The organism is Massilia sp. SYSU DXS3249 (assembly GCF_053668055.1).
Window position 1 is genome coordinate 135,148 of sequence record NZ_JBSIPX010000003.1, and the last position, 26,770, is coordinate 161,917.

Annotated in this window: 25 protein-coding genes; 16 read left to right on the forward strand and 9 right to left on the reverse strand. The window is 60.5% G+C overall.

Annotation, left to right across the window (positions count from 1 at the left end):
- The first annotated feature begins 2 nt into the window (after positions 1 to 2).
- Positions 3 to 437 (forward strand): DoxX family protein, encoded by a 435-nt coding sequence (locus ACWCIA_RS04865; RefSeq protein WP_454161462.1) that lies wholly within the window; start codon positions 3 to 5, stop codon positions 435 to 437.
- 46 nt (positions 438 to 483) lie between these two features.
- Here the strand turns inward: ACWCIA_RS04865 and tssG are convergent, their stop codons facing one another.
- From tssG to tssE, 3 genes are read right to left on the reverse strand one after another with little or no spacing between them, the layout of a single operon-like run.
- Positions 484 to 1,569: a type VI secretion system baseplate subunit TssG gene (tssG, locus tag ACWCIA_RS04870; RefSeq protein WP_454161464.1), complete on the reverse strand. Its 1,086-nt coding sequence runs from the start codon at positions 1,567 to 1,569 to the stop codon at positions 484 to 486.
- Positions 1,533 to 3,377, reverse strand: a complete 1,845-nt coding sequence (gene tssF, locus ACWCIA_RS04875) for a type VI secretion system baseplate subunit TssF (protein ID WP_454161466.1) — start codon at positions 3,375 to 3,377, stop codon at positions 1,533 to 1,535. Before tssF ends, tssG begins: the two co-directional genes overlap by 37 nt.
- 1 nt (position 3,378) lies before the next feature.
- Entirely contained in the window at positions 3,379 to 3,885 is a 507-nt protein-coding gene (gene tssE, locus ACWCIA_RS04880; RefSeq protein ID WP_454161467.1) for a type VI secretion system baseplate subunit TssE, read from the reverse strand.
- A 205-nt stretch (positions 3,886 to 4,090) separates the two neighbouring features.
- Here tssE and tssK point away from each other — a divergent pair, with 205 nt between their 5' ends.
- The 4 genes from tssK to ACWCIA_RS04900 all read left to right on the forward strand — a co-directional run bounded on the left by tssK (position 4,091) and on the right by ACWCIA_RS04900 (position 8,173).
- Positions 4,091 to 5,443, forward strand: coding sequence for a type VI secretion system baseplate subunit TssK (gene tssK / locus ACWCIA_RS04885; protein WP_454161468.1), 1,353 nt, complete (start codon positions 4,091 to 4,093; stop codon positions 5,441 to 5,443).
- A gap of 13 nt (positions 5,444 to 5,456) precedes the next feature.
- Complete coding sequence (locus ACWCIA_RS04890; protein WP_454161469.1) at positions 5,457 to 5,720, forward strand: PAAR domain-containing protein; 264 nt, start codon at positions 5,457 to 5,459, stop codon at positions 5,718 to 5,720.
- Positions 5,721 to 5,729: 9 nt separating this feature from the next.
- Entirely contained in the window at positions 5,730 to 7,139 is a 1,410-nt protein-coding gene (locus ACWCIA_RS04895) for a hypothetical protein (protein ID WP_454161470.1), read from the forward strand.
- An 89-nt stretch (positions 7,140 to 7,228) separates the two neighbouring features.
- On the forward strand, positions 7,229 to 8,173 hold the full coding sequence (locus tag ACWCIA_RS04900; RefSeq protein WP_454161471.1) for a formylglycine-generating enzyme family protein: 945 nt from the start codon (positions 7,229 to 7,231) through the stop codon (positions 8,171 to 8,173).
- Here ACWCIA_RS04900 and ACWCIA_RS04905 read toward each other — a convergent pair.
- Together ACWCIA_RS04905 and ACWCIA_RS04910 are read right to left on the reverse strand one after the other, a co-directional pair.
- Positions 8,170 to 10,371 (reverse strand): hypothetical protein, encoded by a 2,202-nt coding sequence (locus ACWCIA_RS04905; RefSeq protein WP_454161472.1) that lies wholly within the window; start codon positions 10,369 to 10,371, stop codon positions 8,170 to 8,172. The two genes, ACWCIA_RS04900 and ACWCIA_RS04905, sit on opposite strands and share 4 nt — an antisense overlap.
- A gap of 48 nt (positions 10,372 to 10,419) precedes the next feature.
- On the reverse strand, positions 10,420 to 13,317 hold the full coding sequence (locus ACWCIA_RS04910; protein WP_454161473.1) for a type VI secretion system Vgr family protein: 2,898 nt from the start codon (positions 13,315 to 13,317) through the stop codon (positions 10,420 to 10,422).
- A gap of 273 nt (positions 13,318 to 13,590) precedes the next feature.
- Between ACWCIA_RS04910 and ACWCIA_RS04915 the strand changes: the two genes are divergently transcribed.
- Positions 13,591 to 14,037 (forward strand): hypothetical protein, encoded by a 447-nt coding sequence (locus ACWCIA_RS04915; RefSeq protein WP_454161474.1) that lies wholly within the window; start codon positions 13,591 to 13,593, stop codon positions 14,035 to 14,037.
- A gap of 11 nt (positions 14,038 to 14,048) precedes the next feature.
- Here ACWCIA_RS04915 and ACWCIA_RS04920 read toward each other — a convergent pair whose 3' ends face one another.
- Positions 14,049 to 15,023 (reverse strand): diguanylate cyclase domain-containing protein, encoded by a 975-nt coding sequence (locus ACWCIA_RS04920; RefSeq protein ID WP_454161475.1) that lies wholly within the window; start codon positions 15,021 to 15,023, stop codon positions 14,049 to 14,051.
- Positions 15,024 to 15,243: 220 nt separating this feature from the next.
- Between ACWCIA_RS04920 and ACWCIA_RS04925 the strand changes: the two genes are divergently transcribed.
- The 3 genes from ACWCIA_RS04925 to ACWCIA_RS04935 all read left to right on the forward strand — a co-directional run bounded on the left by ACWCIA_RS04925 (position 15,244) and on the right by ACWCIA_RS04935 (position 17,684).
- Positions 15,244 to 16,047 (forward strand): SPFH domain-containing protein, encoded by an 804-nt coding sequence (locus ACWCIA_RS04925; RefSeq protein ID WP_454161476.1) that lies wholly within the window; start codon positions 15,244 to 15,246, stop codon positions 16,045 to 16,047.
- A gap of 66 nt (positions 16,048 to 16,113) precedes the next feature.
- Complete coding sequence (locus tag ACWCIA_RS04930) at positions 16,114 to 16,575, forward strand: HIT family protein (RefSeq protein ID WP_454161477.1); 462 nt, start codon at positions 16,114 to 16,116, stop codon at positions 16,573 to 16,575.
- 2 nt (positions 16,576 to 16,577) lie between these two features.
- Positions 16,578 to 17,684, forward strand: a complete 1,107-nt coding sequence (locus ACWCIA_RS04935; protein WP_454161478.1) for an HNH endonuclease — start codon at positions 16,578 to 16,580, stop codon at positions 17,682 to 17,684.
- Between the two features lie 51 nt (positions 17,685 to 17,735).
- Here the strand turns inward: ACWCIA_RS04935 and glmS are convergent, their stop codons facing one another.
- Entirely contained in the window at positions 17,736 to 19,565 is a 1,830-nt protein-coding gene (gene glmS, locus ACWCIA_RS04940) for a glutamine--fructose-6-phosphate transaminase (isomerizing) (RefSeq protein WP_454161479.1), read from the reverse strand.
- A gap of 158 nt (positions 19,566 to 19,723) precedes the next feature.
- Between glmS and ACWCIA_RS04945 the strand changes: the two genes are divergently transcribed.
- Positions 19,724 to 20,197 (forward strand): Lrp/AsnC family transcriptional regulator, encoded by a 474-nt coding sequence (locus ACWCIA_RS04945; RefSeq protein ID WP_454161480.1) that lies wholly within the window; start codon positions 19,724 to 19,726, stop codon positions 20,195 to 20,197.
- Positions 20,198 to 20,353: 156 nt separating this feature from the next.
- Here ACWCIA_RS04945 and glmU read toward each other — a convergent pair whose 3' ends face one another.
- The gene (gene glmU / locus ACWCIA_RS04950) at positions 20,354 to 21,730 is read right to left on the reverse strand and encodes a bifunctional UDP-N-acetylglucosamine diphosphorylase/glucosamine-1-phosphate N-acetyltransferase GlmU (protein WP_454161481.1); all 1,377 of its coding nucleotides are present in this window, start codon (positions 21,728 to 21,730) and stop codon (positions 20,354 to 20,356) included.
- On the opposite strand from glmU, the gene ACWCIA_RS04955 reads away from it, so the two are divergent.
- The 6 genes from ACWCIA_RS04955 to ACWCIA_RS04980 all read left to right on the forward strand — a co-directional run bounded on the left by ACWCIA_RS04955 (position 21,632) and on the right by ACWCIA_RS04980 (position 26,385).
- Positions 21,632 to 22,654 carry a DUF6279 family lipoprotein gene (locus ACWCIA_RS04955; RefSeq protein ID WP_454161482.1) on the forward strand — a complete coding sequence of 341 codons (1,023 nt, stop codon included), beginning with the start codon at positions 21,632 to 21,634 and terminating at the stop codon, positions 22,652 to 22,654. The genes glmU and ACWCIA_RS04955 overlap by 99 nt on opposite strands.
- Positions 22,655 to 22,785: 131 nt before the next feature.
- A complete protein-coding gene (gene rsmD / locus ACWCIA_RS04960; RefSeq protein WP_454161483.1) occupies positions 22,786 to 23,418 on the forward strand; it encodes a 16S rRNA (guanine(966)-N(2))-methyltransferase RsmD in 633 nt (210 codons plus the stop codon).
- A 148-nt stretch (positions 23,419 to 23,566) separates the two neighbouring features.
- Entirely contained in the window at positions 23,567 to 24,064 is a 498-nt protein-coding gene (coaD, locus tag ACWCIA_RS04965) for a pantetheine-phosphate adenylyltransferase (protein WP_454161484.1), read from the forward strand.
- A 37-nt stretch (positions 24,065 to 24,101) separates the two neighbouring features.
- Positions 24,102 to 24,362: a YfhL family 4Fe-4S dicluster ferredoxin gene (locus tag ACWCIA_RS04970; RefSeq protein ID WP_454161485.1), complete on the forward strand. Its 261-nt coding sequence runs from the start codon at positions 24,102 to 24,104 to the stop codon at positions 24,360 to 24,362.
- Between the two features lie 75 nt (positions 24,363 to 24,437).
- Complete coding sequence (locus ACWCIA_RS04975) at positions 24,438 to 24,998, forward strand: DUF1003 domain-containing protein (protein WP_454161486.1); 561 nt, start codon at positions 24,438 to 24,440, stop codon at positions 24,996 to 24,998.
- 151 nt (positions 24,999 to 25,149) lie between these two features.
- Positions 25,150 to 26,385 (forward strand): methyl-accepting chemotaxis protein, encoded by a 1,236-nt coding sequence (locus ACWCIA_RS04980; protein ID WP_454161713.1) that lies wholly within the window; start codon positions 25,150 to 25,152, stop codon positions 26,383 to 26,385.
- 86 nt (positions 26,386 to 26,471) lie between these two features.
- Here ACWCIA_RS04980 and ACWCIA_RS04985 read toward each other — a convergent pair whose 3' ends face one another.
- A complete protein-coding gene (locus tag ACWCIA_RS04985) occupies positions 26,472 to 26,693 on the reverse strand; it encodes a hypothetical protein (protein ID WP_454161487.1) in 222 nt (73 codons plus the stop codon).
- Positions 26,694 to 26,770 lie beyond the last annotated feature (77 nt).

The window sequence follows — 26,770 nt, forward strand, 5'->3', positions numbered from 1 at the left end:
CGATGAGCACCATCCCTGTCTCGAACGGCGCCGATTCCTCGCGCGAGGATCTCGGCCGCCTGGTCCTGCGCGTCACGCTTGCCCTGCTGCTGCTGTTCCACGGCCTCTCCAAGCTGGTCGGCGGCGTCGGCTTCATTACCGGCATGCTGGAAAAGATGGGGCTGCCCGGCGCGATCGGCTACCTCGTCTACATCGGCGAAGTCGTGGCGCCGCTGCTGATGCTGGTCGGGCTCTGGACCCGGGCCGCCGCCCTGGTGGTGGCCGGCAACATGATCGTCGCCGTGCTGCTGGTGCATACCAAGGAATTCTTCACGATGTCGCAAACCGGCGGCTGGGCGCTCGAACTGCAGGGAATGTATTTCTTCGCGGCGATCGCCATCGCCCTGCTGGGGGCGGGGCGCTACAGCATCGGCGGACGGGCCGGGCGCTGGAATTGAAGGCTGGCGGCGGCCCGCAGCGCGTGCGCGTGAACGGCGGGATCGTCTAGCCCAGTACTAGCTCGTAGCGCACGTCGCGGCGGTCCGCCGCCGGCGGCATCTCCACCAGGTAGCTGTCCCAGCCGAGGCGCCCGAGCTCGCTGCCTTCGCGCATCGTCACCGGGCGCACGTCGGCCGCGCGCAGCACCAGTTCGACTTCGACCTCGAAAGCCACTCCGGTCAGCATCCCGACCAGGCTGGCCAGCGCGCGCGCCGCCGGCCCACCGGGCAAGAAGGATGTGAAACCGGCATGCTCGAGCGGGCCGACGACGATGCGCAGGCGCAGGTCGCGCTGCCAGACGCGGGCCCCGGCAATCGCGCGCGTGCCGAGCACGGCGTTGTCGCTCCCCAGCACGGTTTGCTGGGCGGCCGGCATCTCGTACCAGCACCCGATGAACTGTTCCACCCGGATAGTCTGATGAAAATACTCGGACAGCACGCGCGCCATCTGGGTGGCCGACACCGGCCGCTGGCGCAGCGCGCCTGCGAAATAGCCGAGCGACTCGTCGAGCACCCCGCCATGCGCGGGCAGCGCCAGGCGCCGCCGCAGCGACGCGTTGCCGAGTCCCGCCAGTCCCAGCAGCAGGGGCAGGAAGCCGTCCTTGCCCGTCGCCTCGTATTTCAGGTGCAGCCGGTACTTGCGCCAGGCGGCATAGAACAGCGCCAGCGAACGATTCGAGAAGGTGTCGAGGAAGGAACGCGCGCCCTCGTCCTTGTCGTTGAACTGCTGGGCGGCGATCCGTTCGGTGTAATGCGGCGGCAGCACGCCGTGCCCGCCCAGCAGACCCATGAACGAAGGCGTGACCCGAATCCATTTCAGGGTGTTCGATGCCAGGGCCTCAGCGAGCGCGCCGGGGGCGGCGTCCAGGCCTGGCGGCTCGCTCGCGACGGCCTCCAGCTGGCTGGCCGGAAAGCGCAGCGAGGTCGAATTTTGGAAGCGCAGGAAATTGGCGACCAGGCTTTGCTCGGGCGCACCGTGGCGGCGCAGCCAGAGTTCGAGCATGCGCACGGCCTGGAAATACTCGAAACGGTAGGGCTCCCGGAACAGGCGCTCGATTACAGCAGGCTCAAATCGCCGCTTTTGGGTAGGCATGTGAATAACTCTTCTCCAGTTTTGGCCGACACGATCACCAGCCGGGTAAAACTGTTGGCGTGCACGTAGAGGGCGAGGAAGCGCTCGACGATGTGGGCAAAGACGTGGATGCCGCTGCCGATGAAGGCTTCTTCGTCGATCGTCAGCCGCACGTCGACGCCGCGCACGAGACAGGTAAAAGGATTGCCGGCGAGCCAGGCGCTGGCAGCCCGCTGTTCGATGGCGCTGATGCCGCCGATCTGGCGCTGCGAGGAAGGAGAACGCGGCAGGTCGTACAGGGCCAGCATTTCGCGGAAGGCATCGACGCCGCCCGCGGTGAGCGACAGGTGGTTCAGCGCCAGGTGCGAGATCAGGCGCCAGTGCGCGCTGCGCCCGCTGGCGAAGCGGTACGTGGCCGTCGGCTTGCGCAAGAAACTGATTGCACGCACGCTGGAGCCGCCTTCGAGGAAGAGGTCGCCGCCGGCCTGGCCATAGCCCAGCAAGGACGGCAGGTCGCGGTTCGAGCAGGTCAGTTCCAGGTTCAGGGTATCGGTCTCGACCGCGGCCGGATCGAAGTCGATGTCGACGATCGTGATCTGCGTTTCGAAACCCGGGCTGCGCTCGCGCAGGCTGTCATCGCGCCGCATGGCCCAGTAGTGGCCGTTCTGCTCGGGCGTCTGCGCATGCTGGAGAGAGTAAAAAGGGCGGAACTCGACGACGGTCTCTCCCTGGGGCGTCTGGCGCACCAGATTCACCGCGTCGATCGACTGCACCTCGAAGGCAAAGGCGCGGCGGGCGTCGGCCAGTACCGGATAACTGGCCGACGTGTGGGTCAGGCGGATCGGCTCGCCGCGCTGGCGGAACAGGTTCACCACGGGCGTGCATCCGAGCAGCAGGTGATGCGGGGCCAGCGTCCCCAGCATGCGCGCCGTGTTCGAGTCGCTGCGGATGCCCTGCAAGGCCAGGTGCAGGGTGATCGATTTGGTCCCTGGCGGCAGGGCGGCCGTCAACATCGCCAGGTCGATATCGAAGAAATTGAATTTTTCGGGAAAACAGAAATACTCGGTCAGCAGGCGATAGGCGGCGTGCGAGCGAGCCGGGAAGTCGATCAGCGATTCGTCGTCGTCGAAGCCCGCCGGCTTGATGGGAATGTCCGGCAGGGCCAGCCAGCGTCCGCTGCCGTCGGCCTCGGCATAGGCGGCCACTGGGCGCATGAACAGGGCGTCGCGCAGGGCCGCGCAAAACGAGGGTTCGCCGTCGATGAAGACGCGCAGCAGCGGCAGGTTCAGGCTGCCCGGGGCGACCTGGTCGAGGGTGGTGGAGATCGTCAGGCTGATGCTGGAGGTTGCGCCGGGCGGGGCGCGCAGCGCGTCCGGGGCACGCAGGATGTCGGAAAAGGCGGCGCGGGACAGCGCCAGCGGCACCACGGCCACCGGGTACACGGTGCGGAAGGTGCAGGTGCCGCCGCGCACCGGCTTCGTCGTCAACTGGGTGCCGCGCGGGATCGTGGCGGCTGTGGTCTGCTGCTTGGCGGCGCCGGCGAAGTCCAGGTGCGCGATCGAGCAGGAGGGAAAGGGGCGCAGGTAGTGCGGATACAGCACGTCGAACAGGGCTTCGGTGAATTCCGGGTAATCGTCGTCGAGCCGCTTGGCGATGCGCGCATTGAGCAGCGCGAAGGATTCGATCATGCGCTCGGTATGCGGGTCTTCGCAGAGTTCGCCGCTGATCAGGAGGCGGCCGGCGATCTTCGGATAGCGTTCGGCGAACTCTCGCAGGTTGCGGCGCAGGTAACCGAGTTCGCTCTCGTAATACGGCAGTAATTGTTCCAACTTAGGCTCCCGCAGGCGCTGGGCGGCCCGCCTTGTTGATGCTGTAGCTCAGCGTCGAGGGCTGAAGCACGGCGTCGAAATTCACCGATTCCTGCGCAGCGTTGAGCACCAGCAGCCCGGTGATCGAAAAGTCGAGCCGGTTGACGGCGCCTTCGCGCATCTCCAGCGCCGCCTTGACGTTGCGCAGGCGCGGTTCGTGGCAGGCAATCGTGCTTTCGATGCAGCTGCAGATGGTGGCGCGGTCGGTCGGGCTGGATAGGGAGAGGTCGGCGAAATCGTTCATGCCGTAGCTGACGATCGAATTGCTGCACTCCGGGTAGGCTTTGAGCAAGCCGTCGGGCAGTACCATGCGCGTGTTGAGCAGCGCTTCCAGGTCGCGCGCCACGGCGTCCTTCATGTCTTCGAGCGACATGCGCGATCCCGTTCCTGCCGCATTGCCGGCCGCATTGCCAGCCCTTCCCGGCGTTCCGAGCAGGCGGTCGAACAGGCCTGGCGTAAATCCTTTCATGGCATCCCCGATCGTTTTGCGTCCACCCGGTAGTGTTACCGGGCCTCCCTGGGCCGGTCTTGAAAAAAGATAAGGATGGGCAATCCCCCGTGCTGGCGTTGTGCAATACCGACGTTTGAGCAAGCGCAAACAGGCCCCGTCGCGTGGGGTGCTACTGTTTCCGTTGGCAAAGTTCCCCAAACCGAAACCATCCAGGAACCAGGACATGACGAGCAAAGTACTCTGGGGCGAGGGCCTGCTCCTGCGCCCCCAGCACTTCCAGCGGCAAGACCAGTACCACGAGCACTGCCTGCAAAAAGGCATCAAGGCAGTGCACCCCTATGCCTGGGGCGTGGAACGGCTGCAGGTCGACCGCGAAGCGCTCGCCAACAACCGACTGCGCATCAACGACCTGGCGCTGCGCTTCCAGGACGGAGAACTGGTCGACGCGCCCGGCATCGACGAGCTGCCCGACACGGTCGACCTGAACCTGCTCCAGCAGTCCCAGCAAACCGTCACGTATTACGCCGCCCTGCCGGGCTTAAAGCCGTTCAGCGGCAACTTCGCCCCGCCGGGCCAGCCTGCGCAATCGGTGCCGCAGTCGGTTCGCTACATGCAGGCGAACCAGGAAACGGCCGACCTGTACACGCAGGCCGCGCCGGTGCAGCTGGCCTACCTGAAAAAGGCGGTGCGCCTGGTGTCCGAGTTCGACCCGCGCGACGCCTACATCCATTTCCCGCTGCTGCGCCTGCGCCGCGCGACCACCGGCGGTTTTGAACTCGACCCGGCCTTCGTGCCGCCCAGCCTGTCGCTGGGCGCGGCGCCCGTGCTGTTCCAGCAGCTGCGCCGCCTGCTCGACGCGCTGCAGGCGAAAGTAGGTGCCCTGTATGGCCACCACCGCGAGCCCAGCCGCAACGTGATCGAATTTCGTTCGGGAGACATGTCCTCGTTCTGGCTGCTGCACACGGCCAGCTCGGCCTACGCGACGCTGACCCACCATTTCCATCACCCGAGCCTGCATCCCGAACGGCTCTTCGAACAATTGCTGGACGTGGCCGGCGGCCTGATGACTTTCTCGAAAAGCTGGACCCTGGCCGACCTGCCCCCTTACCAGCACGCCGACCCGGGCCCCGCCTTCACTAAACTGCACACGATCATCCGCGAGCTGCTCGACACGGTGATCTCTTCGAAATATTTCGCGATCGCGCTCAACGAGGTACGCCCTTCGTACCACATCGGCGCGCTCGACTCCGGCAAGATCGACGACAAGACCACCTTTTATATCTCCGTGGCGGCCGACATCCCGGCCGTGCAGCTGGTCGACGTGGTGCCGCTGCGTTTTAAAGTCGGCGCTCCGGACGACGTCGAGAAATTCGTGCTCTCGGCCCTGCCCGGCGTGCGCCTGCAATACACCCCGCAGCCCCCGGCCGCGCTGGCCGTGCGGCCCGACACCTGTTACTTCATGCTGGAGTCGAAAGGGCAGATGTACGAGCGCATGCTCAAGGCGCAATCGATTTCGATCTATGTGCCGGCCGGGATGAAGGAACTAAAACTCGAGCTGCTCGCTGTGGCGGCTTGACACGGAGACTCCCATGTCCGGCCCCTTGATCGTACTCGGCGACAAAACCTCCCACGGCGGCTCCGTCATCGAAGGCTCGCCCCACAGCGACAGCGGCGGCAAGCCGATCGCCCGCATGGGCGACAAAACCGTCTGCCCGAAACACGGCCCGAACCCGATCGTCAGCGGCGACTCGACCCTGATCGTCGACGGCAAAGCGGCCGCCCGCCACGGCGACAAAACCGCCTGCGGCGCCTCCCTGATCGCCGGCCAGCAGGCAACGATCGACAACCTTTAATTTGAACCGATGACTTCGACTACCGCAACGCCCGGCGGCCGTACGCTGCCCGGCTGGCTCAAGACCGGCCTGCTGGCCGTGTTCGTTTTCGTTCTCTGCTGGGGCGCTGCGATCGCCTGGTGGCGTGCGGGGGGCAGCGAGCCCGGCGCGGTCGAGCTGGCGTTAGTGCTGCTGGCGCTGCCGTTGGGGCTGATCGCTTCCTGGTTGGGCATCCGCAGCAAATTCGCCATGCCGCAACCGGCAATCGCGAAGGTTGGGACAGCCAGCGCGGCAGCCCAATCGGCTCCTGTCGCGCCTTCTGTACCGCCGCTAGCGATTCTCGCGAGCGCGCTACGGTCTCCTCATGGTGCATCACCCGAGGAACTTGCCAGTGCGATCGCGGAGCGCAAGGCACGGCCCGACCTTGATTCAGAGCTGATTGATGACAAAGGCTTCCCTATTACAGCAGCCCGCCGTAACGATGCCGTCGACGACGCGTTACAGGAAGAACTGAACGCTTGGCTAACTGGTATCAATATGGCTGAATTGCGTTTCAGCGACGTGCAGTGGCGCGCGCTGACGCTCGGAACGGCCATCGTGCGTGACCTTGGGGGTGAGGCTGCGTCATTGCTGATTCCCTTGGAGGGCACGCCGCCGACGCTTCGATTAATAGCCATCCTGCCAGCCGATTGGCCCCTCGAGCAGCGAAATACGGTTGGGATGTGGTTCAAGCACCAAGTGGCTCAGTTTGGTTGGCCAGAAACTGCTCTCACCTGCATCGACGTTCAGACCAGCGCTGGTTGCGTTGCATCGGCAATCAACCAGTTTGCGCGTGATGCTGCCATAGCCAATCAAGGTCTAGCTGCGCTCGTCATGAGCTGCGATTCGCATATCGACCAGGAGACGGTAGACCAGTGGAATGCTGCCGGATTACTTCTGACGTCGTCGCGCGCACAGGGATTGATTCCAGGAGAAGGTGCGGCTGGGATCCTGCTCACCAGTCTACAGCAAGCACAAACGGTCGTGGATGCCCCTTATGCCGTACTCGAGACTTTCCTCGAGGGGCGGCATGACGTGTCGATCGGCGAAAGCAAGGGCACAAGTAAGCAGCTGCTCCGGGACCTTGTTGAACGCACCTGCAAACAGGCGAACGTCGAATCAGCGGAGGTGGCGATGGTAGTTGCCGACACAGGGGAGCGCGCCAACCGCATGCTTGAGCTAATGGGAGTGGTGTCGACGACTTTTTCCCATCTTGATGATCAAGCGGATGTTGCATGTGTTGGCGCGAGCAGTGGCGCCTGCGGTGCCGTGCCCTGCATCACCGCGCTGGCGCTGGCGCGTCACCATGCACTAGAACGCGCAGCGCCAGTGCTCTACGTTGGTAACGAAGATCCGCATCACCGCTGCACGGTGCTCATCGCTCCTGCTGCAGCGGCTTGATCATCGTTCAAGCACAGCTGGCGGGTTCTGCGCTGCTGTGCTTGAACCTCGAATACTCATCTTGATCCCGCATTCTTGAAAGACCCATCATGACGCCCATCCTGAACCGTGTCGCATTTTCCATATTGGTCAGCTTGCCGATGCTTGCCCTATGCTCCGAAACGACAAAGGCCCTACCGCAACCGGATGCCAACGCTACTCTCGAAACACGGATACAGGCTTTGCTGAAAAAAGTGAAGCGTTCGATGCGCCCACTCAAAGGCGGGACATTCGAGATGGGCGACTGGGGCAATGAAGCCGGTGTTCCCTACGATTTCGACAAGCACTCCCGACCATTGCATAAGGTAAGCCTGGATGGCTTTTCGATGATGGCGTACAAGGTCACCTTCGACGATTTTGACGTGTTCACTGATGCGATTGGCAATGAACGCATTACGATGGGCGAAATGGAGATTGACCAGCGCGCACCCAATCGCCCTGTCGGGGTCAGCTGGTATGGAGCCAAGGCCTATTGCCAATGGCTAGGGAAAATGACCAAACTTCCCTTCGATTTGCCGACAGAGGCACAGTGGGAATACGCCGCCCGCTCAGGTGGCAAGAAAGTGCTGTTCGCCACTGACAATGGTAAGCTTGAAAGACCGAGGAATTTTCCAAACGAAAGAGAGTACGGGGATCCGGATATCATTCCTGACGTCGGCAGCTACCCTCCCAATCCAGCTGGCTTATACGGAATGTCCGAAAACACGGGTGAATGGGTGAATGACTGGTTCCATGAAGAATATTATAAAAATTCGCCAAAGAAAAATCCTACCGGCCCTGAAAGCGGTACAGAAAAAATTATGCGGGGCAGTGTGGGTGGAAAAGCTGAAATCGCCGCCATGGTATTCATGAAAGCGGCACAAGTTCCCCAAACGATGCACACTATCTATCCAAAAGGAATTATCGAAGGGGTACGGGTACCATTTCCTCCTTATGCCGGCTTTAAATCAGATAATTTCCGTTGCGCCCTTAACAGCCCTTCCGATAAGCGCTAGACAATGCCATAACCCGGGTGATGTAGTGGAAACTGAGCAAGACGAAATTCTGGCTCATCGTTGCGAAGGAACGCCCGGCCTAGCAAAGGTGTAGCCTGCGCCACTTGTATTGAGCAACGCTCGACACAATCTGCGAATTTCGTCCCCTCTACGATTGAGTTGATAATTTTTATTCCTTGATTACGTTCCAATTTACTTCCCATCGCAATATTTATTCGGTCTAACGTATTATTTAAGTGGCTACTCGACTGGGTAGTGGACAACAACTCATTGACGGAAAACGCAGCTAACTTTTTTAAGTCGTAGTTACTTGAATATTGAGGCTGGGCAATTACATCCGCGACACTCCGGATCAGTGCGCCTCGAGATTCAGGCGGCATATAGGAAAACCAACCCCACCCTGATCGCAGTTGCGCTTCGATTCTCCTTAGCACTTGTTCGCCATTCGCTTTAATTGATTTAACAAAATAGTTATAATTTTCTTTAATATCACTAATCTTCATACCTGCAAAGGTCTCTATTTTCTTTCCTGCAACAACATGAATATATAATATTTGGTTAAATGATTCAAAAGCCACCCATGTCATTAATTTTGACATCTTCCGGTAATCAGCCTGTTTTAATTGATGCGAAATGCACATGAAGAACTGCGCGATCTCGGCATACCCCACTTCGCAAGCTACACTTCCCGAGCCTCCCAGACCGAGGCAGGCGCCTGCCTGTGCTGCGATGACGAATTTTCCGCCACGGTAATCGCACTCAAAACCCAGCGTCGCAGCCAATCCCTGAATCGCACTGATATCGCTACTGACCTTGGCCAAGTCCGCATAGGCCGCCTTGGTCTTGTTTGGGTCCGGCTTCTTGGGTCCCCCCGGGTTGATGACACCTTCCGGATTGAGCCACTGCAGGGCACCCGCCAGGTTGACTGATTCTTTCAAGCCAACAAACACGTCCACCTTTCCCTTCGCCCCAACCTTGGCTCTGGCACCGGCCTGGTTGCGTGGCCTGCCTCGCACTCCCTGCTTGTGACCTGTGATCATCAAGGCGGCGTCCGCTTCCAGGGCAACGCTGGCGCCAGCGATGGCGGACAGCGTCAGATCGCCGCGCATCCGGAAGTAGCCGAAATCAAAATCCTGTCCGATCTGTTCGGGCCCCAGGTGCCAGCCTGCCGCATGCGGCAGATAGAGCGTGGTATCGACCTTCGCCTCGCCAATGGCAAACGATGCTTCCGCGTTCGCCTTGACGCTGAACTGTGCAGCCTTCGCAGCGCGCTTGAATCGTTGCTTCCAGTTGGTATCGCGGGCATCGTACAAGTTACCCTGGAACGGCATGAAGGTAGCTTCAGCGCCGGCACCTGCAGACCAGCGCAAGAATTGCGCCTCCGGCTTCATATCGATCATTCGTTGAGGATTGTCTGGATCCCGGTTTTTTGCACCGAAGATGCCGTCAACAATCTCCTTCTGTGTCCGTTCCAGCATGGCAGTGGCATCGGCCCCCATCACTTTCGCCCAGTCGGTCAAGATGCCGCTGTACTGATCCGCATCATCCGGCCCCAATTTCCACTTCTTGCTGAACTTCGCCTTGTCCTGTGCGCTATTCAGGATGCGATTGCGTATTTCTTTCGTGTTGAGGGTCGTCCCATTGAATAGTTTTTCTTTTGGCTGTCTATTCCGTTCAGCTGAACCTTCCACGACATACACCCGCCGGTCCGCCAAAGCCGTTCTCAGGGTCCTTGCGTTGACGTAGATAGGCGTATGGGTCTTTCCCTCCATCCGTTTCATTGTCAGCGGAACGATTTCGACCAGGTTGCTGGGATCCACTTTCTGGTCACTGAGCGCCTGCACCCGCTCTTTCGCGGCGTCGCTCTTTTGCGAAAGGGTAGAGAGCGCCGTATCGAGATCCTTGCGCGCTTGTAGGATGGCGGCTTTTGAAGCGTTCGGCTGCTCGAGAAGCTCCTGCAGCAGCAACGATTTTGCAGTCACGTCGCGATTGGCTTCCTGGAGTTCTTCGATGGCAGTCTTGTTCTTGTAGCCGTCAGCGCGGCAGGACAGCCACTCATCCGGATACAGTGCAATGAATGAGTTATTTCCCGGGACATACAGGAGCACACCTTCCGTTAACGTGTGACTTACTTCGACATAGGTGTCCCGCGGTGTCGTAGTAGAGGCGGATTTGACAGCAGTAAGCGTTTCGCTCATTTGTTCTCTCCTGAAATCGGGTGGCAAGCAAAAAATGAACTGCTGATGTCACTCGTCATCAGGAAGGTGCAGGGTGAGCTTTTCGCTTTTTGAAGTAAAAATGCGTTGCGTGCGTCCCTGTGCATCGGTCACGCCTTCCAGCTTGACGCCGCTAGCGGACTCGAGTCGATAACGCACATGGGCCATCGGTTGCTTCGTTTCCTCGTCCATAATCACAAACGCTTCGTTATAGATGTCCTTTGCCTTCGGAAGAGCAGGCGTGCTGATGCTGCCGTCGGCCGGGCCTGCCAATTCTTTCTTGCTGGCCTTGAAATTGACCTTGCCTGGGGCATGCAGCATGATGTTTCCGCCTTCAAGCTTTAGGCAGGCTCCTTGCGCAGTCAGTAAGACATGGCGAGCAGCAGCGACCGTGACATCCTTGCTGACACTTGCCACAGTAATCATCTTGTCAGCAGTAAGTCGTGACGGCCCTGCCTGGCTTTGCGTGCTGACCTTGCCGCTGGCGGCGTGCAGCTTGATGCCAACTTCCTGATTTGGTTTGTCCTTGGCGGTGGCTTTGCCATACGTGAACAAACTGATACCGGCTTTTACCGCATGGAGACTATTTCCCTGTGCCGTAAGGTTGATGTCTTGCCCTGCGGTCAGGCTTGTCGTCATGCCTGACGCAAGCACGGCGTCCTTCGGCGTGCTTGCGACAATTCCGGCTGGGCTTGATAGCTGCAAGTGGGGCTGGCTATAGGCACTGGCGGCCCCCTGCAGAATGGCGATACTGTCTTCCATTGCACGTATTGCGGCCAGGGCCCCTGCGTCGCTCTCGGTGCCTTCCAATACGGCGTTGTGTTGCTGGGCAGTACGCGCCAGCCCGCTCTGCAATTCGTTACTCTGCTCGATTTGTGCTTGCGCTTCCCGCGAATCGAGCTGGTTACCGGCAGCACCGGCGCGTATGTCGGTGGACAGCAGTAAACCCCGGCCAGCCCGCAATGCTGCCCCATGCGCTGTTTTGAACTCGGCACCAAAGCCAGTCGGAGCCAAGCGCTGGTTATCGGTCTGATGTCGAAGGGCGCCAAGGTTGAGTTCGGCCGAACCAATATGCTGGCTGGCGTGGCTTTGCAACACTACGCGCGCTTGACCCGCACTGTCATCGAACACCAGTTGGTTGTAGGCGCCATTACCGCTTTGGCTCGACGCCATGGCCTGCGATTTGAAACCCGACAGCACTGCCGGGTGGGCGTAGCCGCCAGCTTCGCCAGGGAACCATGAAGGCGCATTGCCGGTCGAGACGCCGGCGCCGTTGGACACCTGATTGTGCTGCGCATCCCGCTCACCGCGTCCGTTGTACAAACTGCCGATCACCACGGGTCGATCGATATTTCCATCCAAAAAATCGATCAGAACTTCGCTACCCACCCGTGGGACAGTCACTGCACCCCAATTGGCGCCGGCGATTGCGCCAAGTGGCGTTGCGATACGCAACCAGGTTCCGGAACGGTCATCAGCCGGCGCCCCGGTCTGACCCAGTGGCGCAGGATGATCCAGCCGGCTGTGGCTTTGGTCATTACGTCCTGCATTGCGCTGCCAATGAAACTGCACCTTGATGCGGTTTTCGCGGTCGGTATGAATGACAGAACCCGCAGGTCCAACAACGGTGGCGGTTTGCTGGCCAGTCACCGTTGGACGTGGATGCAGGTTAAGTCCATGGCCCTGATCGTTACTGCCGCGGTAGGGAATGTCGTTGCGGATCGCTTCGATACGATTGCGGTACAGAGGCCGGCCCGGGATCGTTGCGCTTGCCCGCAGCCCGTCCCGTGGCTCATCCGCGCGCCTGGACGTTGCGTCGTCTCCCAATGCCTGTGCAATCGCGGAACGCAGCTCGGCACTGAGATTATTGTGCGCGAGGTGAACTACGCGCGTGACGGTGAACGTACGGGCATCGTCCGTCAGTGCCCTGTCCAGGTATGCATGGTCGCGCAGGACAAACGTCGTGCCGGCGGCCAGCGTACGTACCGTTCCGGCCCCGACATGTGTTTCTTTCGCCCTCTGCGCCGCTTGCAGCTGATTGTCCGCAATGCGCTGTCCCTGGGCGCGTGTCTGGTATGCGTAGGTTCCAGGTGTGTCGAAGCTTGTTGGTTCAGCGATATCGCTTGCAGAGGACACGCTGGCGCTAACGGGACGGGTGCCGTTTGAACGGTAATCCCAGCTACGCATGCTTGTCGACGCAATGACTGCGCGCGCCGTAATGCGCCAGCGGTCCATGCTGTCTTCGCGCATCACTGCACCCGGCTGGGTGAAGCGTATTTCATCCTGCAGGTTCGGTTTGAAAGCACCGTTGTGGTCGGCAATGACCAGCGTATGACTACCGAGATCGCGGTGTTCGATAGCCGGGTCGTGTTCAAAATAATAGAACAAGCCTTCTTCGTACATCAGGCGTTCGGCGAAGGCGAAGTTGGACTCCTGATACTGGCAGGTCAGGGAGCGCAATGGGTAAATGCGCCGATCGGCAATGTCGTAGCGCCACGCCATGGCGAGTTTGCCTCGATCACGTGAACTTCCGAATACCGCATCCAGAATGTCGAACACCGACTTGTCCTGGAAGATACGGCTGTCGCGACCAAGCTTCAGGAACGCGCACCAGGGTTCGATCGTCATCGTGTAACGTGCAAATCCGCCATTGGCACCAACACATTCGGCAGATGTGATGTAGCCGTGAAATGGACGCCATTTCATTCCGGGTGCCGCGGTTAACAGCTCGACCAGGGCCGGCTGGCCGAGCAAGGATTTAAGCGCAATATGGGCGTCGGTCGACAGCACCGATAGTTGCAACGAAAAGCAGGCGCCCACATTCTCTTCGCCGCGCAGGCACTCAACGAGTAACTTGTCGGGACCAAGCGGCGTAAGCAGGCGAAGCAGACGGGTTTCTTGTGTAAAGCGGGGGAATAGCTCAACCACTCGCAGCTCCTGGAAAGCTTATGAACAAGGTGAAGGACAGGCTCGACTTTGGACATGCTTGAGTGGAAAAATGCATGGAAAGCCGGCCAACAAAGGCGCATTGTTACCCGCAAGCTAGCCCCTATCGTTGACGAGTAGCAAAACTCTGAAAAGCCTTTGGCCTGAGCACGTCGTGCGAAGCCGCCTACACTCTGTCAGCCAATGCGCCTATTGGAGCCTGCCGCCAAAGGACTACCATCAAACCCACCAGTAATCACGCTTGAGGAGGTCGATATGGTTGGGAACAAGCAAAACAATGCGGGCGGTACGGGGCCGGATCCCTTGTCGGGCCGGGTCGACACCGGCGCCGACAGCGGGCAGAGCCAGCAGAAGGCGCAGGACGGGTCGTCCACCAGCGGCCATTACACGGGGAGTGCAAGTGGCGCCGGCCGCGATGGCGGCATCGTCAGCGCACCACCGGAAAGCAATGTCGGCCCGGCCGGCAAGCCGCAGAGCAGCCGCGGCAGCGCCACACAACCAATCCCGGGAGGCACGACCGCCGCCGAAAGCGGAGACAAGGGCATGAGCGTGGCTGCGGCCGGCGGCCGGCCGGGGACGTCGGCGGACATGCCGGATCCGGGCAGCCAGACCGGGGCCGTTGACGCGGCCATCGGCGGCAATGCCGTCGAAGACCTGGCGAAGGAAAGCCTGGACAAACCCGGCGGCGGCGATACCCGCTGAGCAGCGGTTCTTTAGTCGAGCGGCAGGGCGGCATCGCCATGCGCGACCACCCGGTCGCGGCCGCTGCGCTTGGCGGCATACAGCGCTTGGTCGGCCGCGGCGATCAGGGAGGATGCGTCGCGTAATCCTTCCAAGCTGAAGCTGGCCACGCCGATACTCAGGGTCACGTGCGGCCGGACCGCGGCCGGCGCGTGCGCCAGCGCCAGCGCGGCCACGTGGGCGCGGATCGCGTTCGCGTGGGCGCGCGCCTGTTCGGGCGAGGTATCGGGCAGGATGGCGGCGAACTCTTCTCCGCCGTAGCGGGCCGCTAGGTCGGCCGGGCGTTTCAGCATATTCGACAGGGCTTGGGCGACGGTGCTCAAGCAGGCGTCGCCCTGCTGGTGGCCGAAGTGGTCGTTGTAGGCCTTGAAGGAATCGATGTCCATCAACAGCAGCGCCAGCGCCCCGCCATGGCGCTGGGCGCGCCGCAGTTCCCGCTCGAGCGCCACGTCAAAACCGCGCCGGTTGGCGATGCCGGTCAATCCATCGGTATAGGAACGCGCGCGCAGCGATTCGGCATGCTCGAGCAACTGGCGCTCGCGCCCCGCAGTGCCGCTGACATCGCGGATTTCGATCATGCACAGGCGCGCGTCGCCGTCCTGAAAGGGAGTCACCGACACCGCCTGGGCGATGCGCTCGCCGTCGAAGCTGCCGGCCTCGCGCAGGGGGAAGGGCGCACGGCTCTGCGATTGCGGCACGTTCGTGCTGATCCCCTCGGCGAGCGCGCCCAGCACCGCGCTGTCGACGCGCGAGCCGCGCAGCTCCGGAAACACATCGAGCAGCAACTGCTCGCGCACCCGCGCCGCCGAGCGGCCGGAATGCGTCACCATCCAGCGGTTCCACAGGACGATGCGCCCGTCGGCATCGAGGACGACGATGCCGCAGTTGACGAGGTTGACCGCGTGGGTGGCGAAGGCGGCCGAGGTATCGGGCGAGGTGGTGATCACGGACGAGTTAATTCAAGAAACCGACGATCATACTGCAATTCGGCGGCACTTCCCGGGCACCTTTGGCCTTCCACCGCCGTGATCATTCGATAGTTTTCATTCCTGCCGCAGCGGTTACCATGTTGATGCTGAACAGCAATGTCATGTTCATAGACGACACTGGTACAGATAAAAATATCGCCTCGCGTACGAGCGCCGGGGAACACCTGAAAGAGAGCACATGAAAAAGATCATCCTTGCCGTTGCCGCCGCGCTTGCCGTCGGCGCCCTGGCGACCGGTTGCACCATCGTCGATACGGGAGAGGTCGGCCTGCGCGTCAACTTCGACAAGACCATCGAAGCGGAAGAACGCGTCGCCGGCAGTTTCAACCAGACGATCGTCGGCAAGATCCTGACCTTCCCCGTCAAAGACGTGAGTGTCGACGTGCAGAACCTGACGCCGCTCGCCGCCGACAATTCGACGATGAAGGAATTCGATATCAGCGTCATCTACAACATCACGCCGTCCTCGGTCTCGGACCTGTACATCAACAAAAGCCGCTCCTTCCACATGGTGGACAAGTCCGACGACATCTACCTGATGCACGCCTATATCTACCAGACCGCGCGCAATGCGGTCTATAAAACGGCGCGCAAGTACGAGGCGCTGAACATGAACGACAACCGCGCCCAGATCGAGCAGGAAATCCAGGAAACCATGGCGGCGACGCTGAATGACGAAAAGCTGAACGGCATCGTGATTTCCCAGGTGCGGGTCGGCAGCATGGTGCCGAGCGACGCCGTCAAAGCCAGCGCCGACAACCTGGTGCGCGCGAAGAACGAGGAAAAGACGAAAGAGGTTGAAGTCCAGATCGCGAAAAAAGAAGCCGAGCGGATCGCGGCCCTGAATGCGAATGCGGGCGCGATCAGTTACATGCAGGCGCAGGCGCAGATGAAGATTGCGGAAGGCATCGCCGAGGGTAAAGTGCAGACCGTCGTGATTCCCTACGATTTCAAGGGGATGGTGAACGTGGGGGTGAAATAAGTTCGAACCTATCCTGATCTGGAGAATAGTGCTCGAATGGTGAGAGCGGCTCGACAGCTCCTTCGAATGGATGAGATTGACTGTGCCGAGAAGCAGGTTAGTATATGCCTTCTTCCAATACTCCGCGATTTCAGCGCTTACATTGCCATGTCTTGTGTCTTTTGTTCACTGCCGCAAGATCGAATCATCGACAGTAACGATCTGGCGGTAGTGATCCGGGATGCGTACCCTGTTTCTTCAGGTCACACTTTAGTTATCCCCAAACGCCATGTCGGTTCTTTCTTCGAGATTTCTTCCGAAGAACGATCTGCAATGCTGGCTTTGCTGGACAAGGCAGCGGCGTTATTAAAAGAAGAGCTTGGGCCATCAGGTTTCAACATTGGGATCAACGATGGCTCTACAGCCGGCCAGACCGTACCCCATCTCCACATGCACCTCATCCCACGGTATCCCGCGGATATGCCAGATCCGCGCGGTGGAGTCAGGTGGGTCATTCCAGAAAAGGCAGACTACTGGAGCAAGGCATAGCGATGTCCGCCCCTTCACCTCAAGAACAGCTTGTCTTCCTCGACCACATACAACGGCTGTTTGATGAGGGAGAGTTTGGCGCCACATACAAATACGCTTTATTACTTGCGATAACGGAGTTGGCTGTAGAACTGGGAAACGATACCGGCGACACCCTCGACTTATTCCATACCGATATCGCCAGCAAATTCCTCGAGTTATATTGGCGACAAGTCATTCCTTACCGTGTTGACGACGAGGAAGGAGTACTCATCCAGAATAAAGGCGAGCAGGCGGCCGTCATCATACTTTTGCAAGGCCTTCGTGCTCGCTACAGTACGCTACCGAAGGTCCGCGCTTCTCCCGAATGGCGTGCTGCAGTCAGGCGGACAGTGAGCCTACTAAAGGTCATGCCACTGTGGCGGCTGCAGATTCTGCGACGCCAAGAGGTTCGCTTTCTTTACATTCCAGGCACCGGTCCCTACATCAGACTACTGCCAGGCGTAATGTTCAACCTGCGCCGATTTCATGGCTTGCTGCAACAACTCATCCGTTCTGCCTGGACAAATCATATTCGAACGAATCCAAAAAACGCTGCGTTAGTTGGTAATGGCACTGATCTCGAAGAAACTCTGTTTGGAACGGACCGAGCTTCGCTGGCGCTCGTTAGGCCTATTCTTCAGGAACTGCAGAACGACACTTGCTTCTATTGCCAGCGCCGTCTTAACGAAGCAGGTGAAGTCGACCATTTCATACCATGGTCTCGCTACCCTCGCGACCTCGGACATAATTTTGTCTTGGCGCACAAAAAATGCAACGGCGACAAACGTGATCTGTTGGCTTCGACTATACATTTGGAAAAATGGCGCAACAGGAACGTTACGCAAGGCGCTGTCCTGAGACACGAACTAGGCAGCCAGTTCATATGTGATGAACCGACGACCATACGTGTCGCTCAATGGTCCTATGAGCATGGATTTGCAACTTCTTCGCAAACTTGGCAAAGCACAGGCAACGTAGTACCGCTTACCGAGGATTATCGGGAAATTCTTCAGTACGGTATCTATTCAGCGCCCGTATCACATTCAGCGATGCAGATACCGAACGACTTCGTAAAAGCAAAAGGCTGACCATTAAGTCAGCCTTTTGTGTATGCCTAGGTGTTCCTCTGGTACAAATTCTTACTCCACCGTCACCGACTTCGCCAGATTCCGCGGCTTGTCCACATCCGTACCACGCGCCAGCGCCGTGTGGTACGCCAGCAGCTGCAACGCGCACACGTGCAGGATCGGCGACAACTCGCCATAGTGTTCCGGCAGGCGGATCACGTGCAGCCCGTCACCGGAGGTGATGCGCGAGTCGACGTCGGCGAAGACGTACAGCTGGCCGCCGCGGGCGCGCACTTCCTGCATGTTCGATTTGAGCTTTTCCAGCAGGGCGTCGTTCGGGGCGATGGTGACGACCGGCATTTCTTCGGTGACCAGCGCCAGCGGGCCGTGCTTGAGTTCGCCGGCCGGGTAGGCTTCGGCGTGGATGTACGAAATTTCCTTGAGCTTCAGCGCGCCTTCCAGGGCGATCGGGTAGTGCATGCCGCGGCCGAGGAACAGGGCGTTTTCCTTGCGGGCGAATTCTTCGGCCCAGGCGATGATCTGCGGTTCCAGCGCCAGCACCGAGGAAATGGCGACCGGCAGGTGGCGCATCTGCTTCAGGTGCTCGGCCTCTTCCTCGTCGCTCAGGCGGCCGTTGACTTGCGCCAGCGTCAGGGTCAGCAGGAACAGGGCGGCGAGCTGGGTGGTAAATGCCTTGGTCGAGGCGACGCCGACTTCGACGCCGGCGCGAGTGATGTAGGCCAGTTCGCATTCGCGCACCATGGCGCTGGTCGAGACGTTGCAGATCGTCAGGGTGTAGGGCATGCCGAGGCTGCGCGCGTGCTTCAGGGCAGCCAGGGTGTCGGCCGTTTCGCCCGACTGGGAGATGGTGACGACCAGGGTTTTCGGGTGCGGCACGCTGTCACGGTAACGGTATTCGCTGGCGATTTCGACGTTGACCGGCAGCTTGGCGATGCACTCGATCCAGTATTTCGCGGTCAGGCCGGCGTAATAGCTGGTGCCGCAGGCCAGGATCAGGACGCGGTCGATGTCCTTGAAAATTTTATAGGCGTTGTCGCCGAACAGTTCCGGCATGATGCCGGTGACGCCCTCAAGGGTGTCGCCGATCACGCGCGGCTGCTCGAAGATTTCTTTTTGCATGTAGTGGCGGTAAGGGCCGAGTTCGGCGGCGCCGGTGTGGGCGTGCACGGTCTTGACTTCGCGCTCGGCCGGTTTGCCTTCGCTGTCGACGATCCAGTAGCGCGACAGTTGCAGGTCGACGACGTCGCCTTCTTCCAGGTAGATGATCTGGTTGGTGGTGCCGGCCAGCGCCATGGCGTCGGAGGCGACAAAATTCTCGCCTTCGCCCACGCCCAGGATCAGCGGCGAGCCCTGGCGGGCGGCGACGACGCGGTGCGGTTCTTCGCGCGAGAACACGGCGATCGCATAAGCGCCATGCAGGCGCTTTACTGCCTGCTGGACGGTGTCGAACAGGTCGCCGTTGTACATATGGTCGACAAGGTGGGCGATGACTTCGGTGTCGGTCTGGCTCTGGAAGACGTAGCCGAGATCGGTCAACTCACGACGCAGTTCGTCGTGGTTTTCGATGATGCCGTTGTGGACCAGGGCGATGCGGGCGGCTTCTTCGTTCGGCGAGAAGTGCGGGTGGGCATTGTGCGAGGCCGGGGCGCCGTGGGTGGCCCAGCGGGTGTGGGCGATGCCGGTAAAACCTTGCAGGCCGGTGCCCTGGATCTGGGTTTCGAGGTCGGCCACGCGCGAGGTGCTGCGCGAACGGGCCAGGCGGCCTTCGACGTGCAGCGCCACGCCGCAGGAATCGTAGCCACGGTATTCGAGGCGCTTCAAGCCCTCGATCAGGATGGGGGTGATGTTACGCTGAGCTACTGCACCGACGATACCGCACATGGACTTACCTCGTAGTAAAAAATTAGCAATAAAACATATCGTATGGCAAGGCGCATGAAATATGCTTTCAGAGTGCAGCCATTTTCGTTATAAAATTTCATCAACACGAAGTGCTGAAATATTATTTCGAATTTATTCTAAAACTTTACTTAAATTTCATGGCTACACCACTGCCGCCGCTGGACGACCTTGATCGTCGCATCCTCAACGCCTTGCAAAGTGATGCATCGCATACCAATGCCGAGCTCGCCGAGCTGGTGCACGTGTCGCCGCCGACTTGCCTGCGCCGCGTCAAACAGCTGACGGAGAACGGTGTGATCGAACGGCAAGTCGCCATCGTCGCGCCGGAAAAGGTGGGCGCGCGGCTCACCGCCATCGTCGAGATCACGCTCGACGTGCAGGCGGCCGAGCGGATGGAAGCCTTCGAGAAACTGGCGGCCCAGGAAGACGCGGTAATGCAGTGCTACCGCGTTGCCCCCGGCCCGGATTTCGTGCTGGTGGTGCAAGTGGTCGACATGCCGGCCTACCACGCGCTGGCGCACCGGCTGTTCGCCACCCACGCCAACGTACGCAACGTCAAAGCCTATTTCTCGACTTTCAGGAGCAAATTCGACACCCGCATCGCCCTCTGAGCAGGAAACATACGTTATTCCTGCCTGTGGACAACTTTGTGGATGAGGATGTGGAATCACTTGGGGTAAGCCATGAATAAACGCTGGATAAGCCGGTGGATACCCCTGTGATTTTCCTGTCCATATCCGGTGGATTGGCCGTGGACAGGCGGTGGATTACTTCTTCGTTTTGACTGGACGGGTCCAGCCATCGATGGTCATCTGCTTCGGGCGCGAGATGGTCAGCTTGCCGGCCGGCGCGTCCTTCGTCAGCGTGGTGCCGGCGCCCAGCGTCGCACCTTTGCCCACCGTCACTGGCGCCACCAGCTGGCTGTCGCTGCCAATAAAAGCGTCGTCTTCGATCACGGTGCGGAATTTATTGGCGCCGTCGTAATTGCAGGTGATGGTGCCGGCGCCGATGTTCACGCGCGAGCCAACGGTTGCGTCGCCGACATAGGCCAGGTGGTTCGCCTTGCTATGCGCGGCGACCTGGCTGTTCTTTACCTCGACGAAGTTACCAATGTGGACATCCTGCCCGAGTTCGGTACCCGGGCGCAGGCGCGCATACGGGCCGATCTGTGACTGGTCGCCGACCACGGCATCCTCGATGTGGCAGAAAGGCTTGATGTTGGCGCCGGCGCCGACTCGCGCATCGACCAGCACGCAATGCGCGCCGACCTTGACGCCGTCGGCCAGTTCCACACGCCCCTCGAACACGCAACCGACGTCGATCACGACATCGCGCCCGCAGATGAGCTCTCCGCGCACGTCGATGCGCGCCGGATCCATCAGGGTCACGCCTTTTTCCAGCAGCGCGTTGGCGATGTTGAGCTGGTGGCGGCGCTCGAGTTCGGCCAGCTGCACCTTGCTGTTGACACCGGCCACTTCCCATTCGGCCGAAGCCGATACCGAGGTGACCTGCACGCCCTCGGCGACGGCCTGCGCCACGATGTCGGTCAGGTAGTACTCGCCCTGCGCATTGTTGTTCGACAGGGCGGACAGCCAGCGTTTCAAATGGCGGGTCGGAATCGCCATGATGCCGCTGTTGATCTCGCGGATCGCACGCTCGGCCTCGTTCGCATCCTTCTCTTCGACGATGCGCACGATGCGCCCGTCTTCCCGCACGATGCGGCCCAGTCCGAAGGGATTGGCCTGTTCGACGGTCAGGATGGCGAGTTTATCGTCGCCGGCGGCCTCGACCAGGCGGCGCAGCGAAGCTTCCGTGGTCAGCGGCACGTCGCCGTAGAGCACCAGGGTCGGCACGTTTTCGTCGAGTTGGGGCACGGCCTGCATCACGGCGTGGCCGGTGCCCAGCTGCGGTTGCTGCAGGGCGGTGTCGATCGGCACTTGTCCGTCAGCAGCCAGCCCGGCGACCATCTCCGGCACGGCTGCGCCGCCGTGCCCGTAAATCACGCATAATTTACTCAGGCTCAAGCCCCGGGCCGTATCGATAACATGCTGCAGCAGCGGCTTACCAGCCAGCGGATGCAAGACTTTTGGCAACGCGGACTGCATCCGCTTACCCATGCCAGCGGCAAGGATGACAACGTTCATAAGCCGTACTCAAGAAGAGTTAATAAGATGGAAAAGTTTAGCATGCATCACCCCTTGCTCCAGCGCACGTTTGCGCTGTTCCTCGTTGTCCTGATCGCCCTGACCAGCGCCTGCAGCTCGATTCGCCTCAGTTACAACAACGGCGACACCTTACTGTACTGGTGGCTGGACGCCTATGTCGACTTTGAAGGCGAGCAGGCCGATTGGGTCAAACGCGACATCCGCGAACTGTTTCAATGGCACCGCAAAACCCAATTGCAGGATTACGCCGCACTGCTCGCCGGCTTCCAGCGCCAGCTGGCCGGCAATCCGACCCAGGCCGATTTATTGGCCGGTTATCGCCAGATCCGCAGCCGCACCGAAACCCTGGCCATGCACGCCGTGCCCGACATGGTCGACCTGGCGCGCTCGCTCACGCCCGACCAGATCCGCCAAATGGAAGAGCGTTTTAATAAAAAGAACGAGGAATACCGCCGCAAGTTCGTCAGCGGCAGCGTCGAAAAACGCCAGGAAGCGCGTTTCGACAAATCGATGGACCAATTTAAATTGTGGTTCGGCCGCTTCAGCAACGAACAGGAAGCAGCGTTGCGGCGCGCTTCGGATGCGCGTCCGCTCGACAATAACGTCTGGCTGGAAGAACGCATCCTGCGCCAACGCAAAATTCTCGCCCTGGCGCGCAAGATTCAGCAGGAAAAGCCGAGCAAGGAACAAACCACGGTCATGGTCACATCGCTGCTGCGCGAATTCTTCGGCCGCATGGATGCGCCCGACCGCAAAGCGTTTTATGACAGCTATGCGAATGCCACGGCGAATTACATCCTGACCGCGATCCGGCTCGCCACGCCGGCGCAAAAGGCGCATGCCCAGAAACGCATGCAGGGCTGGATCGACGATTTTAATGGCCTGGCCCGGGAAGCAAAATAAGTAACTCTAGAGCGTCTAACAACACCCTCAGAGCAAGGCGCATCGTCGAAGACAGTACGTTAGTACGGCGAGACGAATGCAACGCCGCTATGAGGGTTTTGTTAGGCGCTCCTTCTGCTATAGTGCGCGCCATGCAAAAACGACCGGTTAAAACACAGGGCCAGCATGGCCGTCCGCGCCTCGCGCCTCAGCAGGTCCGCATCATCGGCGGCGCCTGGAAACGGCGATTGCTGCCGGTGCTCGATGCGCTCGGCCTGCGTCCTACCCCTGACCGCGTGCGCGAAACCGTATTCAACTGGATCCACCACCAGGTCGGCGGCGACTGGGACCAGGTCGATTGCCTCGACCTGTTCGCCGGCAGCGGCGCGCTCGGCTTCGAAGCGGCCAGCCGCGGCGCCCGCTCGGTCACCATGCTCGACGCGCACGGACCCGCCGCGCGCCAGCTCGAGCTGAACAAGGAAATGCTCAAGGCCGGGAACGTGACCGTGCTGCGCGGCGACGCCTTGACGGTGGCGCGCGACCTGGCGGCGCGTGGCCAGCGCTACGACGTGATCTTCCTTGATCCGCCCTACGGACAGGACCTGCTCGCGCAGGCGCTGCCGGCCTGCATCGCGCTGCTGAAGGAAGACGGCATGGTGTTCGTCGAAGCCGAATTCGCGCTGCCGCAAGAAGAGGAAGCCCCGGACTGGCTGGCGCCGTGGGAAACGATCCGGGCCGACAAGGCGGGCATGGTGTTCTACCACCTGCTGAAGTTACGTTCCTGAGTTACGCTCCTGAACTTGCACGAAAACAAGGCATTACCCCCTTATTTCTGCCCAATTTGCGGGCAATCGAAGCCCTTTGCTGGGGCAACTGCCGGATTTTCAGGCATAATGCGCCTTTCAATACAGGTGTTTCTCCCAGGGAGCCGCAATGGTTGTAGCCGTTTATCCAGGAACCTTCGATCCGCTCACCCGCGGCCATGAAGATTTGGTCCGCCGCGCGTCCGGCCTGTTCGACACCCTGGTCGTCGGTGTCGCCGACAGCAAGAACAAAAAACCCTTTTTCTCGCTCGAGGAACGCCTGGAGATCGCCAACGAAGTGCTGGGCCATTATCCGAACGTGAAGGTCCAGAGCTTTTCCGGCTTGCTGAAGGATTTCGTGCGCCAGCACGACGCCCGCGTGATCGTGCGCGGCCTGCGCGCCGTTTCCGACTTCGAGTACGAATTCCAGATGGCCGGCATGAACCGCTACCTGCTGCCCGACGTCGAGACCTTGTTCCTGACGCCGTCGGACCAATATCAGTTCATCTCCGGCACCATCGTGCGCGAGATTGCGATGCTGGGCGGCGATGTGTCGAAATTCGTCTTCCCTTCGGTGGACCGCTGGCTGCAAAAGAAAATCGCATCCCTGACGGCGCCGCAAGCCTGATCCATTCATCAGGCATTTTTGAGTGTAGAGCAGTCCCATGGCCTTACTGATTACCGACGATTGCATCAATTGCGACGTGTGCGAGCCCGAGTGCCCGAACGACGCCATTTCGATGGGCGAAGAGATCTACGAGATCGATCCCCATAAATGCACCGAATGCGTCGGCCACTTCGACGAGCCGACCTGCCAGGTGCTGTGCCCGGTCGCCTGCATTCCCTTCGACCCGGCCTGGCGCGAAACGCGCGAAGAATTGCAGGCCAAGTTCGAACGCCTGACGGCCGCCAAAAACGCCGCCTGAAATAGACTGCTGCGGGAAGCACGCACGATTCGGGCGGTCGCGGAGCGATCGAAAACCGCATGCTATGCTGTTTTCATGGCCAAGCAAAACCAGGGATTCGACAAACGTTTGCCGGACGTGGTCGCCGATAACATCGAGACCATTGCCGGCCATTACGCGCGTCACGAAGAAGAGGTAACGCGCGCCCAGGCCTTCATCGAAAAGATGGCCTTGTTCCTAGGTAGTCCGCGCTATGTCGCCGGCAGTGTTGTCCTGATCCTCGTGTGGATGGGCATTAACCTGATCGGGCCGGCGTTTTTCGATATCGACGAATTCGACGAGCCGCCTTTCTTCTGGCTACAGGGCTTCGTTGGCCTGAACGCCCTGCTCATCTCCACTACCGTGCTGATCCGCCAGAACCGCATGTCCGTACTGGCGGCGCACAATGCCCATCTCGATTTGCAGATCAGCCTGCTGGCCGAACAAAAATCCAGCAAGATCATTGCCATGCTCGAAGAACTGCGGCGCGACATGCCCGGCGTTCCCGGCAAGGCCGACGCCCAGGCGGATGAGCTGGCGAAACCGGCCGATACCCAGACCGTGCTCGACGCGATCGAGGAAAAACACGACAACAACCAGCTTCCCGATACCGCCTGATGTCCCAGTTTGTGCTCATGCAGCATTGAAATAGTGGAGTAATCTTGATTTACGTCAAGATTTCGGTGCTATATTGATATTGCTGTTTTAGCACGACCATACTATTGGGACGGAATTCGTGAACATCAATAATCTGCGCATCGGCCAGCGGATGGCCATCGGCTTCGGTATCGTGATTACCCTGCTGGTCTTGCTGGCCGGCCTGGCGTATTCGGGTCTGGCCAACCTGAACGACGAGATGGCCGCGCTGATCGAGTTGCGCAATGCCGGCGCCAATGCGGACACGGCCATCCGCGCCGCCGCTGAACAGGCCGCCGCCGACACCCGCCGCACGCAGCTGCTGGTACTGGGACTGGCTGCTGCCGCGGCCGCCATCTCGCTGGGCGTGGCCTGGCTGACGACGCGCTCCATCGTGCGCCCGCTGCGCCATGTGGTGAAAATCGCGCGCCGCGTGGCCGACGGCGATTTGACCAGCGAGATCCGCGTCGAGAGCGGCGACGAAACCGGGCAGATGATGGAGGCGTTGCGCCACATGAACGCCAGCCTGCAGCGCATCGTGCTCGACGTGCGCGGCAGCACCGAAGCGATGGCGGCGGCGTCGAGCGAGATCGCCAGCGGCAACCTCGACCTGTCCTCGCGCACCGAACTGCAGGCCGCCTCGCTCGGCAATACCGCCGGCTCGATGCGCTCGCTCACCGACACCGTCCAGCAGAACGCCGACAACGCGCGCCAGGCCAACGCGCTGGCGGCGCAAGCCTCGAGCGTCGCCGCGCGCGGCGGCAGCGTCGTGGCGCAGGTGGTCGATACGATGGGCTCGATTACGGCTTCGTCCCAGCGCATCGTCGACATCATCGCCGTGATCGACGGCATCGCTTTCCAGACCAACATCCTGGCCCTGAACGCGGCGGTGGAAGCGGCCCGTGCCGGCGAGCAGGGACGCGGTTTCGCCGTCGTCGCCGCCGAAGTGCGCAGCCTGGCACAACGCTCGGCCGCCGCAGCCAAGGAAATCAAGGTGCTGATCGGCGACTCGAGCGACAAGGTCAAGGAGGGCAGCCTGCTGGTCGAGCAGGCCGGCGCCACCATGCGCGACGTGGTCGAGAGCGTACGCCGCGTCACCGACATCATGGCCGAGATCACCGCCGCCAGCCAGGAGCAGAGCGCCGGCATCGCCCAGGTCAGCCGCAACGTGGTCGACATGGACCTGAGCACCCAGGAAAACGCGGCGCTGGTCGAGGAAGCGGCCGCCGCGGCGGCCTCGATGCAGGAGCAGGCCGCCCAGCTGGCGCGCGCCGTCGGCATTTTTAAATTGGGGCTTCCGGCGGGTAACTCACACGCCTTGCCGGGCAGCGCGGCGGTACGGCTGGCGGCGCCTGTCGCCACTGATTGAACTTTGCGCCAGACGGCGTAGCGGTCACGCAATAAAAAAAGCGGCACGGGTTTTCCCGGTGCCGCTTTTTCATTGCTGTGTTTCGCTCAGGCGCGCTGACCGGGCAGGGCGTCGATGTTGCGGCGCACGTTCTTGCGCGTCAGCCGCGCACGCAGGGTCAGCGCCAGCGCACGCACGATGCCCTTGATCAGGGGACGGAAAAACATCAGCAGGCTTGCCACCAGCGCCAGCAGGCAGGCGGCGCGCAGGCATTCGGCCAGCGACAGCACGGGCAAGGAAAACTGGACGAGGGTGGCGGCGAAAGACATGGTTCTTGAAGACGGGATTTTGTTTTTAGAAAATATACTGCAATGCAACATATAAATCTAATTCCGTTTCATGATGC

Bases quoted from the DNA above. Each gene is read 5' to 3' on its own strand.
- ACWCIA_RS04890 (WP_454161469.1), top strand. From the start codon at position 5,457: ATGTCCGGCCCCTTGATCGTACTCGGCGACAAAACCTCCCACGGCGGC.
- tssK (WP_454161468.1), top strand. From the start codon at position 4,091: ATGACGAGCAAAGTACTCTGGGGCGAGGGCCTGCTCCTGCGCCCCCAG.
- ACWCIA_RS04985 (WP_454161487.1), bottom strand. From the start codon at position 26,693: ATGTCTTTCGCCGCCACCCTCGTCCAGTTTTCCTTGCCCGTGCTGTCG.
- ACWCIA_RS04865 (WP_454161462.1), top strand. From the start codon at position 3: ATGAGCACCATCCCTGTCTCGAACGGCGCCGATTCCTCGCGCGAGGAT.
- ACWCIA_RS04895 (WP_454161470.1), top strand. From the start codon at position 5,730: ATGACTTCGACTACCGCAACGCCCGGCGGCCGTACGCTGCCCGGCTGG.
- ACWCIA_RS04945 (WP_454161480.1), top strand. From the start codon at position 19,724: ATGGCTACACCACTGCCGCCGCTGGACGACCTTGATCGTCGCATCCTC.
- ACWCIA_RS04925 (WP_454161476.1), top strand. From the start codon at position 15,244: ATGAAAAAGATCATCCTTGCCGTTGCCGCCGCGCTTGCCGTCGGCGCC.
- ACWCIA_RS04935 (WP_454161478.1), top strand. From the start codon at position 16,578: ATGTCCGCCCCTTCACCTCAAGAACAGCTTGTCTTCCTCGACCACATA.
- ACWCIA_RS04970 (WP_454161485.1), top strand. From the start codon at position 24,102: ATGGCCTTACTGATTACCGACGATTGCATCAATTGCGACGTGTGCGAG.
- tssE (WP_454161467.1), bottom strand. From the start codon at position 3,885: ATGAAAGGATTTACGCCAGGCCTGTTCGACCGCCTGCTCGGAACGCCG.
- glmU (WP_454161481.1), bottom strand. From the start codon at position 21,730: ATGAACGTTGTCATCCTTGCCGCTGGCATGGGTAAGCGGATGCAGTCC.
- ACWCIA_RS04955 (WP_454161482.1), top strand. From the start codon at position 21,632: ATGCTGCAGCAGCGGCTTACCAGCCAGCGGATGCAAGACTTTTGGCAA.
- ACWCIA_RS04980 (WP_454161713.1), top strand. From the start codon at position 25,150: ATGGCCATCGGCTTCGGTATCGTGATTACCCTGCTGGTCTTGCTGGCC.
- ACWCIA_RS04930 (WP_454161477.1), top strand. From the start codon at position 16,114: ATGGATGAGATTGACTGTGCCGAGAAGCAGGTTAGTATATGCCTTCTT.
- ACWCIA_RS04975 (WP_454161486.1), top strand. From the start codon at position 24,438: ATGGCCAAGCAAAACCAGGGATTCGACAAACGTTTGCCGGACGTGGTC.
- ACWCIA_RS04900 (WP_454161471.1), top strand. From the start codon at position 7,229: ATGACGCCCATCCTGAACCGTGTCGCATTTTCCATATTGGTCAGCTTG.
- ACWCIA_RS04905 (WP_454161472.1), bottom strand. From the start codon at position 10,371: ATGAGCGAAACGCTTACTGCTGTCAAATCCGCCTCTACTACGACACCG.
- ACWCIA_RS04915 (WP_454161474.1), top strand. From the start codon at position 13,591: ATGGTTGGGAACAAGCAAAACAATGCGGGCGGTACGGGGCCGGATCCC.
- rsmD (WP_454161483.1), top strand. From the start codon at position 22,786: ATGCAAAAACGACCGGTTAAAACACAGGGCCAGCATGGCCGTCCGCGC.
- glmS (WP_454161479.1), bottom strand. From the start codon at position 19,565: ATGTGCGGTATCGTCGGTGCAGTAGCTCAGCGTAACATCACCCCCATC.
- tssG (WP_454161464.1), bottom strand. From the start codon at position 1,569: ATGCCTACCCAAAAGCGGCGATTTGAGCCTGCTGTAATCGAGCGCCTG.
- coaD (WP_454161484.1), top strand. From the start codon at position 23,567: ATGGTTGTAGCCGTTTATCCAGGAACCTTCGATCCGCTCACCCGCGGC.